The following is a 13,033-nucleotide window of genomic DNA, read 5'->3' on the forward strand; positions in this document are numbered from 1 at the left end:
TTCAGGAATCCCCTTGTTCTAAAAAAATGATATCGCTTTCTTCACAATTGATGCTAAAATAATAGAAAAAACAAAAAAGAGGACTATATGTATAAACATACAGGTCAAATTTCACTTGTGCTTATTTCGGTTTTATTTACTTCCTATCAATCTATTATTTCGCATGAAAAGTTTCTTTCTTTTGACTTTTTTCTTTTTACAGGTATTGCCTGGTTTGTAGGCTGGCAGTTTGACAAAAGCAGGTACTATGCAAAAAAAGCGCGGGCCAGCGAGGGAAGCTATAAAATGCTTCTGGAATCACTTCCGGTTTCCGTGCTCATACATAAGGACTATGTAATTTTATATGCAAACTCTGCAGCTGTCAGTGCCATGTCGAAATTAAATACTGATTCATTAGTTGGCCTATCGCTTCTTGATATTGTTGAATCTGACTATCAGGGCCGCTTACATGAACGATATCAACACATAAGTACAGAGAAGGAGCTTCTCAACAATACTGAATATATGATTAAACGCAGTGATGGAACCAGGAGTTATTTTGAAATTTCATCACTTTATGTGGAATTTGAAGGAAAAGAGGCCATCCTCTCGATCGGGACAGATATTTCTGATAAAAAAAAGGAACAGGAACAGCTTCTGCAAAAATCGGAAAAGCTGGCACTTCTAGGTCAGATGGCAGCCGGCATTGCACATGAAATCCGGAACCCGCTTACATCGATCAAAGGGTTTGTTCAGCTTTTCAAGTCCAGCAGCCAAAAAGAAGAGTATTTTGATATTGTGCTTTCGGAATTGGACCGCATTAATGGAATCGTTGGTGAATTTTTAGTGCTGGCCAAGCCGACTGCGAACATATTCGAAAAGCAAGACCTGACAAAATTAATCAGCGAAGTGATTCTCCTGAGCAATACCCAGTCTATTTTAAATAACGTGGAAATAAAGGTAGAAAATAAGGTTAATGCCCCAATGATTCATTGTGAGAGAAATCAATTGAAGCAAGTATTCCTCAATATTATTAAGAATGCGATTGAAGCCATGCCGGACGGAGGCCAATTAACGATTAAAGTCATGAAAAAGACCGGCAATACCATTTCCGTTCAATTCATCGATCAAGGGGTTGGCATTTCAGAAGACCGTATCCCAAGCCTTGGGGAACCCTTTTACACAACAAAGGAAAAAGGAACCGGTCTGGGTCTGATGATTTGCTATAAAATTATCGAAAACCATAATGGCCGCTTAACCATCGAAAGCAAAGTGGGGGAAGGCACGAAGATGGAGATTGAACTTCCATTTGAAGGGGTTAATTTAGAAGGCAATGAAAATAGAAAAACAGTTTTGACCTAGGGAGCTGGCAGTGCATATAACATGCGCTGCCTTTTTTTCGGCCGCAAAAGTGCCACTTGCATAGAATGTTATAATAATAGTAAATAAATTAAATACGGTGATTATAGTGTTATATTTCCTTTTACTTGGCTTTCTTTTTTTTGGGACTGTTTTATTTATCATACTTAAAAAAATTAATATCAATACGGCAGCAATGGCGGCTGTGATGGCATTTGGCATTGTGACACAGGGCGTGCTGCTCAATTTCTTCGGGATGCCTTTCTATTTGGGAGGCTTCGGCAAGATTCTCAGTGTAGCAGATTTAGCGTTATGGCTGGCTTTCCTTGTATCCATTGGGATGACCATTTTTAAAGGAGAGTTCAAGAGGCTGCATTACGCTAATCCCATTAATCGCTTTGGCATCGGAACGTGGGTAGCCGGCACTTCGATTTGCTGCATCATGTTTTTCAGGCAGTTTGGTGCAGGTGCGGAAGCCCAGGCGCTGGCGATCCTGAATGCGGGCTTATGGGCAGTTTATATTTGGATCAGCTTAAGAGGTTTCAAGGAGCTGGGAGCTGCCCCTTTTGGACAGCAGGCACATGGTGTTCTGCTGCTGACCACGGTAAGTACACAGTCACTTGTGCTCCTGTTCAATACTGTCTTTAACGAGGTGCCTGGCTTTTTGAATGCTTCTCTTATTTTGGCTGGATTTCTTCTTTATTTAATCAGTGCCTGGTTTATTCTGAAGCGGTATGCTGTGCGCGGGTGGAATTTAGCGAAGGATTGGAATAATACCAACTGCATTTTTCACGGAGCGTTATCGATCAGCGGACTTGCTATGGTCAAATCGGGTATTGCTTCAGGTTCTGCTGCCATGTGGTTTTGGCTGGCTGTGTTCCTGGTCTTCATGATTGTAGAGGGTATTGAAGTTATAAGGCTCGTTTGGCGCATTCGAATGTATGGCATAAAAGAGGGCATCTTCACCTACGATGTGACACAGTGGAGCCGGATCTTCACATTTGCAATGTTCTTTACGTTTACCTTTTTCATCGAGAGCCCTTTTCAGGCTATCATCCTGAATACAGGAATTTGGATTATTTTATTGTTATTGGGGATTGAGGTATTTTTAAGTGCTGGTTCATTAAGAAGGAAACATGTCCAGGTTCAGCCCGTTTTCAGAAAGGAAAGTTCTGTCTAAGTGCTGAACGCAAGTAAAATAGAGCTATACGAAAGTAAATTTAAGTTATGCGCAAATAAATTTATTCCGAGTGACGGATCGTTCATAATTTCATAAAAAAAGAGCCAGTTACATGCAAATTTGCAATGCAGCTGGCTCTTTTTAGGCCTTTTGAACGGATTTTCAATTAGGCACTCATCCTGAGTATAGGACAAGTTTGCTTCCGGGAAGGCTGAAGGTAAGGAGGCGATGTATAAATGGGTACCTTTGAAGTGTTGTCTTTGATGATCAGTTTCGGTATGTTTGTTATCGCCATGCTCCAGTTCACAGATAGAGACAGGAATTCATGAACACGCTCACAGGCGTGTTTTTTTAATTGGAGAGTTCCTTTTTTAGATCTTCTGCAGTTGTATCAATTTCTTCTCCCCAATGGTCATTGACCTTGTTGAACACGATCTCGCCTTTCGTATTCATTACAGCATAGCCCCTGTAGGCAGTATCGCCATTTTTCATTCCGGCCTGTTCGATGAGCTTCATTTCCGGATCAGAAATAAACGGGAGGCTTTTCCCCATCTTTTCTTCCAGAGCCTGATAAAGCTCTAGCTGCTGCTCAGGCTGATTATTGCTGACGATATACATATTGGCATCCAGATCTTCTAATTTATCCATATTCTCATGCAGCTCGACCAGCTGCTGCTGACAGAGTCCTCAGGTGTATGTTGTGATAAAGAAGAAGACAGAGGGCTTGTCCTGCGGGAAGGCAACTTCATTGCCGCTTTGATCTTTTAACGCAATCGCTTGATCTTTGCCGCAGGCTGTCAGAACAAGAAGGACGATTGCTAATAGAATCATGAATTTTTTCTTCATATGATCTCCATTTCCTTTTAGTTATTATCTTATCATTATGGCGCTCTTTTTCGTTTTTCTCAATAAAAATGCACGATTGAGCGGTTAATCAAAAAACAAACACACTCCTTTTTAAAAGAGTGTGCGTTTCTGAATTATGGAGGGTTGTTCTAATGGATGAGCTTGCTTCGCTGCACTTTATAGATGAGCTTATCGAGCTCCTCTGAGTACATGAGCGTATCAGGGTGTGACAATCCCTTGTTTTTTCCAACAGAAATCATCTTTTTGCGCAGGACATCGATGTCATTGTGAAGTTTTTTTATAGCAGTCGAAGGTGTGGTCATTGATTCGGCTCCTAATCCGGGGATGAAATAATATATTCTATTATCGACAAATTAACTGGCAAATAAACAGATTCGACAAAACTTATAAAAAGATTACAAGTTTCTACAACGCTTGCGATGTAAATCTATTAAACAATATGTCACTGATGAAAAATTGCTAAAAAAGGCTTGAAGAAGCTTTTTTAAAGTGATATGATTTTTAATAGTTCAAAAATCTGTCACATTTTGATTTGAGATAGCGAACCTGTCGTCGGTTAAAATGCCATCAGATTCTATTAGATTAACAGTTGGTCCTTTAAGCAGCGCATCCTGCTTGATACTAACCGTCAATCCTTCTTCAGCATACCCCAATATGGGAATGCCGGAGAGATTGGCGGTTTTTTTGTTTCAGGAAATTATCCTGAAACCGCTTTAAAATGGTTTGAGCATTACGAGGGGAAAAAGAGTGAAAAAGACAAAAAATCGGTGGCTGATTGCCGCCTCGGCCGTAGGGATTCATATCTCCATCGGTTCGGTTTACGCCTGGAGCAACTTTACCAATCCATTGATTGACCAGTTTGGCTGGACATCAAAGGAAGTACAGCTGACTTTCAGTTTGGCGATTCTATTTCTGGGATTGTCAGCAGCATTTCTTGGCCACTTTGTTGAAAAGCACGGCCCAAAAAAGGCTGGTCTACTGGCAGCAGGATTTTTCGGTGCGGGCATGCTTGGAGCCGGATTAGCCGTAAATATGGGATCCTTGCCATTTTTGTACATAACTTACGGGGTACTGGGGGAATTGGTTTGGGAGTCGGCTATATTGCTCCGGTATCCACACTGGTAAAATGGTTCCCTGACCGCCGCGGATTTGCAACAGGTCTTGCCATCATGGGATTTGGCTTTGCTGCAGCGGTAGCGAGTCCGGTTATGGATGGATTAATTAAATCTGTTGGTACAGCAAACACATTCTTTATTTTAGGTGCTGCCTACTTGATCATTATGACATTATCATCTTTATATCTAGAAAAACCGCCTGAAGGCTGGGCACCTGAAGGCATGAAGGAAAAAGCTGCAGCTGGAAAAATCAAAATTAAACAGGATTTAGCACAGTTAACGGCGAATGAAGCAGTAAAGACAACCCGATTCTATTATTTATGGTTCATGCTGTTCATTAATGTAACGTGCGGAATTGCAATTTTGTCTGCTGCAAAGCCGCTGGCACAGGAAAGCATAGGCCTGACAACGGCAGAAGCAGCTACGCTTGTCGGAGTGCTTGGCATCTTTAATGGACTTGGCCGTCTGGCATGGGCATCCATTTCTGATTATATTGGCCGCCCGAACACGTATACGATTTTCTTCGTATCACAGATCGCCCTATTCCTTTTGCTGCCGATCACAAAAGAAGCGATTCTATTCCAGATTATGCTTGCTGTTGTGTACACCATGTATGGCGGAGGATTCTCATCCATCCCGGCATTTATCGGCGACGTTTTTGGAACAAAGCAGCTTGGCGCCATTCATGGCTACATCCTTACAGCATGGGCAGCAGCAGGTCTTGCAGGCCCAATGTTTGCAGCATGGATGAAGGATTCAACTGGAAGCTATGCTTCAAGTCTGACAAGCTTTGCCGGACTTTTTGTAGTGGCACTCATTGTGTCAATCCTGATCCGTTTTGATATGAAAAAATTGCGCAGGCAAAATGAAGCAAATGAGCGTATAGCAAGTTAAATTTTATAAAAACAGTATGGAAAAGCTTTCAGCACCGCTTCCGCTTTTCTATTGGTATGGCACTTGGCAGCGACCCTGCTAAAGACTAACCGCCGCAGAAATCAGCATCTAGAAGTAGAGGCTTTTTGCGGCGGTTTTTTATCAGAAACGGCAAGTTTATAACATTTGCCTATATACATTAATAAAAAGCAACTTAACCATTGAGAATTAAGAGATTCACGATCTCTATTAAATAGAAAAAACAAAGGAGTGTTTCAGGTGGGAAAAACAAAACATCCAGGACCTCAGAATAAAAAGGCCATGCCGGATCCAAAGCATTGGGTGAGTCCGATTCCATTCGGTCTTGGCAAAATCAAGCCAAAGCATATGAGGGATACAGCAAAAATTCTTTGGGAAAACAAAGATAATATCGGCTATGCCACAAATATACTTACAAAAGGTGTCTGTGACGGCTGTGCGCTTGGCGTTTCCGGTCTTTATGACCAGACGCTTAAAGGGCCTCACGTGTGCACAACACGTTTAAATGTCCTTCGTTTAAACACGGCCGGTGCGATTAAACCGGACATCTTGCATGCTGATATCGATGAGCTGCGCAAATATGACAGCACGGAGCTTCGTAAATTGGGCCGCATTCCATATCCGATGATCCGCAGAAAAGGCGAGCGCAAATTCTCCCGGATCACCTGGGATGATGCGATGAACATGATCGCTGAAAAAATGAAGGTTCTTGATCCGAAGCAATATGCTTTTTACCTGACTAGCCGCGGAATTACGAATGAATCGTATTATGTGGCCGGCAAAGTTGCACGTTTCCTGGGAACGAACCACATTGATAATGCGAGCCGTATTTGCCATTCGCCTTCTAAAACCGCTTTAAAGCGTTCCATTGGGGTAGGAGCTTCCACAGCCAATTACCTGGACTGGATCGGAACAGATGTCCTGTTATTCTGGGGAAGCGTGGCTTCGAACAGCTCGCCTGTATCATCCAAATATATGCTTGAAGCGAAAAAGAACGGCACAAAAATTATCGTCGTTAATCCATATAAAGAGCCTGCGATGGACAAATACTGGATTCCTTCAAACCCTGAATCTGCTTTATTCGGCACAAAAATCGCAGATGACTTTTATCAGGTCAACATCGGCGGAGACATTGCCTTTATGCACGGCATCATGAAGCATTGGTTTGACATGGAGAAAGCAGAGCGCGGTTCTGCCGTCAACCATAACTTTGTGAATGAGCATGTGAATGGCTACGAGGATTTGAAAAAGAAAGTGAAAGAGCAGTCATGGGAAGAGATTATTAAATCTTCCGGTGTAACGAAAGAGCGTATCATTGAGCTTGCTGAACTGCTTGCGAACAGCAAAAACGCAGTCTATGCCTGGGCTCTTGGCCTGACCATGCACTCCTTTGCCACAGATAATATCTCACAGGTAGCGAATCTTGCGCTGCTTCGCGGCCATTTGGGCCGAAAGCATAATGGCTTAATGCCTTTCCGCGGCCATTCATCTGTACAGGGAAGCGGTGAAATGGGTGCCGATCCATTTGTATTGCCTGGCGGAGATTTTTATGGTGACACTTTTGACCGCATTCAAAATCTTTGGGGCTTTGAGCTTGAGAAATGGCAGGGCGATATTGTCGGTGTGACATTGGAAAATATCCTGCTGCCTGAAGACCATGAACGAAAAATCAAGCTTTACTATCTATCAGGTGGCAACTTCCTTGAGACCATGCCGGATCCTGATTTTATCGAAAAAGCTCTTTCTGAACTGGATATCCGTGTTCACCAGGATATCATCTTAAATACTTCTACCCTGGTTGATGCAAAAGAAGCGGTCATCGTGCTGCCTGCCAAAACAAGGTACGAGCAGGAGGGCGGCGGTACCTCCACTTCAACGGAGAGAATGGTGTACTTCAGTCCTGAAATTGAAGGAAATAAAAATAAAATTGCAGAGGCGCGCGAAGAGTGGAAAATTTATATTGATCTGGCGAAGCGCGTAAAGCCTGAAACGGCCCATCTGGTTGATTTTAAAGATGCACAGGAAATCCGGGATGAAATTGCTGTAGCGAATCCTAATTATGATGGCATCCAGCATCTGAAAAAAGCAGGGGATGTCTTCCAATGGGGCGGAGCATGGCTTTGCGAGGACGGCATTTGCCCGACTCCGGATGGAAAAGGCACACTCGTTACCGTTGATATTCCAGACCTCGGCAAAAAAGAAGGCCAGTTCATCGTCACATCACGCCGCGGCAAGCAGTTCAATTCCATGGTCTACAAAGAAGTGGACCCTCTGAATGGCGCCGGACGATACGATGTATTAATGAACGCAGAAGATGGAAAAGACTTAAGCATTGCAGAGGGTGAAGGGATCGTCCTTTACAACGGATTCGGTGTCTTCCAGGGAAGAGCCAAATTCGTCGACATCGCCCGTGGCAACGTTGAAGTCCACTTCCCGGAAGGAAACTTCCTGTTGCCAAGAGGCCGCTATGAAAAATTCGCGGGCATCCCTGACTACAACATCACGGTTACCCTCGAAAAAGCGGACCGCTACAATGCCCGCAAAGACGTGGAATATAACGAAAAACACATCGCTGAAGATGAAATTGATGCACCAGCATAAAAGGAGGGAGATGGCTTTTGGGGCCATCTCTCTTTTGTTTGGAAATGGAATTGAAAAAACGATAGCAGCCATGCTGCCCAATTTCTAAAATAGGCTCGTCCCTCTGCGACATCCATTATTTCCCTACGTCATATATAGTGAGGTGAATTTAATGAAGAAAATCAAACAGGCAATTGCAGCAGGAGTCTTATCTCTGGCAGTTATTTTTTCAGGGGGATCAGTTTTAGCGGACCACAGCGGCGATAAAGAAATAGCTGTGGTCAAAAAAGGGGATACTTTATATTCCCTGTCTAAGAAGCATCATCTGAGTGTGACGCAGATTAAGGAGCTGAATGATTTAACAGGTACGACCATCTATCCCGGTCAGCGTCTCATTCTATCCGGAGAGGAGGCTTTATATCATAAGATTATTGCCGGTTCTTTCAGCAAAAAAGAGAATGCGGAAAAGCGGGCAGACTTGCTGGAGGAAAAACAAATTCCAGCGGCAATTACCACGGCTGTCATTGATGACAAAACATATTACCGTGTGCAGGCAGGTGCTTTTAAGGACAGGAGGAATGCTGTGAAGCAGCTGGAGGCAGTCAAAAAAGCAGGAATTAAAGATGCCTTCATTCTTTCCAGCGGTGAGCTTCATATTTTTGGCTTAAAGCCTGGAGATGACTATGATGATATCTTAGCGAGAATGGGCAAGCCAAAAAAGACTGAGACTCAGCTCAATATTAAAAGCCTTTACTACCAGGCTGATGGTGCCGGTGTAAGAGCAACCTTAAATATGAAGGATGGTTCAATTGGCAGCCTTTCTGTATATCCGGAATATTTAAGCCCGCGTCTGTTCCCTGCTCTTCCCTTTACTAAGGCAGAAGCAGTTAAATTGTATGGCGAAGCTAACAAAACAGAAACGGTGACTTGTTACGAATCAGCCAAGTGTGAAGAGTTAACCTACCAGCTTGATGATTTTGAACTCAAAGTCCGGATTGATAGGGATCAAGCAACTGTTCAGTTTTTGGAAATAACCGATCGTTAAAACTGACGCGGCGGCTTTAAACCCTGGCTCCAATTAGTGTTTTGGAGCTGGGGTTCTTTGCTTTTCCGAAGATTTACTAATCACACCCATTATTCCGCGTGTGAGCAGGAAGGTCGCTAAAATCGAAATAAAGCTATAATAGGAATTCCATGATTTCTTATATCTAGGAAAAAAATAATATAGTTAAATAGTACACTGACATCAAACGTTTTACATAGATTAATCGGGGACAGGAAGAAACTTCTATTGAAACACCCAGCAAATTATATTATTATAATAAAACAAGCTGCATTGTACGTAATCTTACTAAAGTTTTAACCTTTAAGCTGAAATAGGGAGTTTAACATCGGAACAGGAATGACAAGCCTCCGTCTATATGACAAGGAGGACAGACAGGAATGTTTCTGCGAACACCCACTTTGAGGAGTGGTGGTTTAAAACTTTCTTATACCAGTTACGGCAAAAGCGGCTACATACTTATGTTATCAAACCAGTTTCCAATCGGGGGCTGGTTTTTTTACGTATTTAAATTATAATTACTCTGTAACTAAAGCATTAGGAGGAAAAATGAAAAAACTGCTTAAAATTATCCTATGGATTATCTTGCTATTAGGAATTGCCTTTTTGCTCTTTGAAGTATCGAAGTCCAGGAACTTTCAGTTTTTCGGCGGCCTTGTTAATAAAGCAGAAACAGAGGACAAAGTTGTAGCCGTGACTTTTGATGATGGACCTGACGTTAATACTGATGAAATCTTAACAATTTTACGGGAAGAGGATGTTAAAGCCACTTTCTATTTAACAGGAAAAGAGATTGAACATCATATGGAAGATGCGAAAAAAATTGTGGGAGAAGGGCATGAAATCGGCAATCATTCCTACTCTCATTCACGTATGGTATTAAAATCTCCCACTTTTATCAAAGAAGAAATTGAGAAAACAGATGATTTAATCAGGCAGACAGGCTATAAAGGAGAAATTCATTTTCGTCCTCCATACGGGAAAAAGTTATTTCTCCTGCCTTACTACTTGTCTAAACAGGAGCGAAAAACGGTTTTGTGGAATATCGAGCCTGAAAGTTTTCCGGACATAGAAGGGGATGCAGATAAAATCACGGAGTATGTAGAGGAAAATATAGAACCAGGCTCCATCATTCTTCTTCATGTCATGTATGAAAGCCGGGATGAGTCTCTGAAATCTGTTAAGAAAATAATTGCTTCATTAAAAGAGCAAGGATACCAAATGACCACCGTTTCGGACTTGCTGAAACATCAAAAATAGAGCTGTCTATGCAGCTCTATCTCCCTTTAACCCCATACAGAATGCAGCCAACCCCGCAAATCACCCACAGGATCTTGCTTAATGAAACTTTATCAGCCATTCCGGTCAATCCAATGACTGTCGTCAGGAGAAGCACAGGCGGTCCAATAAGGGCCAGTGAACTATTCATAATCAAGGCTTTTTCGATATCATTCATTTTTAAGATTAATAGTGCCACAAAAATTTCAATGCTTCCGGAAATAAGGCGCAGAATGGCCATACCGAGAATTGCTTTATCAAGAAACAGGAACATCACGTACCTCCTAAACCTTCTTGTCGTCATTATATGAGAGCTGACCGAAATGAAGGACAAGTTTTCAAAAGAATATATTTCTTAAGTGTTACAAATATTACAAAAAGCAATGAATGGATGTTTATCCAGAGCCCCTAGGATGCGTCTGGAAGTAATTCTCTTTGCTTTAAGACTTTAGTATTTCTTATACTATAAAACTTAAAAATACCCATTTTCAGGAATCCCAGATGGAAGAATAATGCAAAATATACCTAGAGCTTTTACTTAAATAATCTATTCTTAACGCTGCTGTAATCCTTTCCCATTAGGGTTTAAGTAAAATAAAAGAAAGGGGGAGGATGGCTATGGAAAAAGCTATTTTAAGTCATAATGACTTATTGGAAATGCTGGATGGATTGTTAAGAGAACCAAAAATATTCTGGGAAAACTTCTACGAAGACCGGGACAAAGAGATTCCATTTTTCAAAGTAAAAGGACCGGATGAAAATCTTTTTGAGTATATGCAAAATGGCCTGCACGCGGGGAAGGTGATGGAAATTGGATGCGGCCCTGGAAGGAATGCCATATTTCTGGCAAAGAATGGGGTACAAGTGGATGCCATCGATTTTTCCGAAAGGGCGATCAAATGGGCAGGTGAAAGAGCAAATGAAGCACAGGTGGAAATTAATTTTGAATGTATATCTCTATTCGACTTTCATTTTGAACCTCAAAGCTATGATTTTATTTATGACAGCGGCATGTTTCATCACCTTCCGCCGCATAGAAGGCTTACATACCTGGAAATAATCAAAGCTGCACTAAAGCCTGGAGGAAAATTTGGGCTGGTATGCTTTAATCCCGATGGAGCACTTCCCACGCCGGACTGGGAGGTGTATCGCATTGGCAGCCTAAAGGGAGGCATCGGATATACGGAAGAACGATTGAAAGAGATCTTTCAAGATGACTTCCATTTTCTGAAGCTTAGAACGATGAAAAAAATGCAGCAGCCCAATGATCTATTCGGGGAAAATTTTTTATGGGCGTGTTTGATGAGCTTAAGATAAATTCGGGAGGACAACATGACCAGGAAAGTGACTGTTACCCGCTATAATCCTGATTGGGAATTCAGATTTCAAAGTGAGGCAGAGTCAGAACCTGGATCAACTTCGGACACAAAAAGCAGAAATCCCTGTCCTACAGTCAGAACCCGGGCCAACTTCGGACACAAAAAGCGGAGATCCCTGTCATACAGTCAGAACCCGGGCCAACTTCTGACACAAAAAGCAGAAACCGCGCTGCTAGAGTCAGAACCTGGGTCAACTTCTGACACAAAAAGCGGAAATCACTGTCATAGAGTCAGAACCCGGTCCAACTTCTGACACAAAAAGTGGAAATCCTGGAGACTGAGTCAGAACCTCCAAAATCGGCTGGCATTTTCAGTCCATCTATTATTCATAATTCCGTTCAATAATAAAATGAGCATAATCCCCGCGGAACATCGTTTTGGAATACTCGATTAAGCTTCCGTCCTCAATATGGGCATAGGTCTCAAGAGAGAAACACGGTGTTTCAGGTTTGATTTTTAGCAGTTCACTAATTTCTTCTTCGGGATACCCAATTTCTAAATGCTCCACAGTTTTTTTGATTTTTAAACTATATTGTGTCTGCAGCAAATGGTATAAGGATTTTTCACAGGCCTGCCGGTTCAAGCTGGGGGTCTTTTTCCATGGCAGGAAGGCTTTTTCATATTGAAGGGGCTCTTCATCAGCGTACCTGATCCGTTCGAGAACATTAACCGGATCACCTTCTGACAGGTCAAAGACATCTGCTAAGAAGGAATCGGCAGGGATGACTTCCAGGTTTATGACTTTTATGAGCGGATTCTTTCCCTGCATTGCCATTTGCTTTGAAAAGTTTTCGACTGTAGAAGTCAGGCGCTGCTTTACTTTATTGCTTGATACAAATGTGCCTCTGCCTTGCTGGCGGTAAATATGGCCTTCTGTGCTCAGCTGCTGGAGTGCTGTTCTAATAGTTGTCCGGCTGACTCCGTATTTTTCACAAAACTCCGCTTCTGTCGGCAATTTTGTATCCGGCTTGTATTCTCCGTTTCTAATAAGTTCAAGTATGCTTTCTTTGACCTTTAAGTGCAGGGCACTTTCCTCGGTGAAACCGTCTTTCATACCCGTTCCTCCTACTCTGTTCTTCATTCTATTATTTCATAAATCATGTTGTTATATCAATTAAAATTAAATTTGTAATAACAAATTATATAAAAGGTATTGAATAAATATATATTTGTCATTACAATTAGTTTAAGGCATAGGATATTGAAGGGGTGATGACTTCAAAAAGGAAACCATCACGATCAAAATTGACTGAATAATCTGTTTAATTGTCGTTATTATTAGGATAAGCAATCATTTATTCTGTAATCGCTTAAAAAGAGG

At 42.0% G+C, this 13,033-nt stretch carries 13 protein-coding genes and 1 other RNA gene; 9 read left to right on the forward strand and 5 right to left on the reverse strand.

Features of this window, described 5'->3' with window-relative positions:
- Window positions 1-87: 87 nt before the first annotated feature.
- From LLY41_RS11425 to LLY41_RS22480, 3 genes are all read left to right on the forward strand, one after another.
- Window positions 88-1,341 carry an ATP-binding protein gene (locus tag LLY41_RS11425; protein ID WP_304585411.1) on the forward strand — a complete coding sequence of 418 codons (1,254 nt, stop codon included), beginning with the start codon at window positions 88-90 and terminating at the stop codon, window positions 1,339-1,341.
- A 205-nt stretch (window positions 1,342-1,546) separates the two neighbouring features.
- Window positions 1,547-2,518, forward strand: a complete 972-nt coding sequence (locus LLY41_RS11430; RefSeq protein ID WP_304585412.1) for a TDT family transporter — start codon at window positions 1,547-1,549, stop codon at window positions 2,516-2,518.
- Window positions 2,519-2,754: 236 nt separating this feature from the next.
- Window positions 2,755-2,847: a putative holin-like toxin gene (locus tag LLY41_RS22480; RefSeq protein ID WP_226618119.1), complete on the forward strand. Its 93-nt coding sequence runs from the start codon at window positions 2,755-2,757 to the stop codon at window positions 2,845-2,847.
- Between the two features lie 22 nt (window positions 2,848-2,869).
- Here the strand turns inward: LLY41_RS22480 and LLY41_RS11435 are convergent, their stop codons facing one another.
- The 3 genes from LLY41_RS11435 to LLY41_RS11445 form a co-directional block, all read right to left on the reverse strand.
- Window positions 2,870-3,187: a redoxin domain-containing protein gene (locus LLY41_RS11435; protein ID WP_370460337.1), complete on the reverse strand. Its 318-nt coding sequence runs from the start codon at window positions 3,185-3,187 to the stop codon at window positions 2,870-2,872.
- Between the two features lie 18 nt (window positions 3,188-3,205).
- On the reverse strand, window positions 3,206-3,364 hold the full coding sequence (locus tag LLY41_RS11440; protein ID WP_179288948.1) for a hypothetical protein: 159 nt from the start codon (window positions 3,362-3,364) through the stop codon (window positions 3,206-3,208).
- 149 nt (window positions 3,365-3,513) lie between these two features.
- A complete protein-coding gene (locus LLY41_RS11445; protein WP_095243041.1) occupies window positions 3,514-3,687 on the reverse strand; it encodes an aspartyl-phosphate phosphatase Spo0E family protein in 174 nt (57 codons plus the stop codon).
- Between the two features lie 687 nt (window positions 3,688-4,374).
- Here LLY41_RS11445 and LLY41_RS11450 point away from each other — a divergent pair.
- The 5 genes from LLY41_RS11450 to LLY41_RS11470 all read left to right on the forward strand — a co-directional run bounded on the left by LLY41_RS11450 (window position 4,375) and on the right by LLY41_RS11470 (window position 10,315).
- Entirely contained in the window at window positions 4,375-5,394 is a 1,020-nt protein-coding gene (locus LLY41_RS11450; protein WP_441294257.1) for an L-lactate MFS transporter, read from the forward strand.
- Window positions 5,395-5,652: 258 nt separating this feature from the next.
- Entirely contained in the window at window positions 5,653-8,013 is a 2,361-nt protein-coding gene (locus LLY41_RS11455; RefSeq protein ID WP_095243039.1) for an FdhF/YdeP family oxidoreductase, read from the forward strand.
- 151 nt (window positions 8,014-8,164) lie between these two features.
- Complete coding sequence (locus LLY41_RS11460; RefSeq protein WP_304585413.1) at window positions 8,165-9,037, forward strand: LysM peptidoglycan-binding domain-containing protein; 873 nt, start codon at window positions 8,165-8,167, stop codon at window positions 9,035-9,037.
- 280 nt (window positions 9,038-9,317) lie between these two features.
- Window positions 9,318-9,513, forward strand: a non-coding RNA gene (gene ssrS / locus LLY41_RS11465) — 6S RNA.
- 91 nt (window positions 9,514-9,604) lie between these two features.
- A complete protein-coding gene (locus LLY41_RS11470) occupies window positions 9,605-10,315 on the forward strand; it encodes a polysaccharide deacetylase family protein (protein WP_304585414.1) in 711 nt (236 codons plus the stop codon).
- Between the two features lie 16 nt (window positions 10,316-10,331).
- Here LLY41_RS11470 and LLY41_RS11475 read toward each other — a convergent pair whose 3' ends face one another.
- Window positions 10,332-10,607, reverse strand: a complete 276-nt coding sequence (locus LLY41_RS11475; protein ID WP_095243037.1) for a YqhV family protein — start codon at window positions 10,605-10,607, stop codon at window positions 10,332-10,334.
- 344 nt (window positions 10,608-10,951) lie between these two features.
- Here LLY41_RS11475 and LLY41_RS11480 point away from each other — a divergent pair, with 344 nt between their 5' ends.
- A complete protein-coding gene (locus LLY41_RS11480; RefSeq protein WP_304585415.1) occupies window positions 10,952-11,650 on the forward strand; it encodes a class I SAM-dependent methyltransferase in 699 nt (232 codons plus the stop codon).
- Between the two features lie 384 nt (window positions 11,651-12,034).
- Here the strand turns inward: LLY41_RS11480 and LLY41_RS11485 are convergent, their stop codons facing one another.
- A complete protein-coding gene (locus tag LLY41_RS11485) occupies window positions 12,035-12,766 on the reverse strand; it encodes a GntR family transcriptional regulator (protein ID WP_304585416.1) in 732 nt (243 codons plus the stop codon).
- Window positions 12,767-13,033 lie beyond the last annotated feature (267 nt).

The sequence above is a fragment of the Cytobacillus firmus genome (assembly GCF_023612095.1).
GTDB lineage: Bacteria > Bacillota > Bacilli > Bacillales > Cytobacillaceae > Cytobacillus.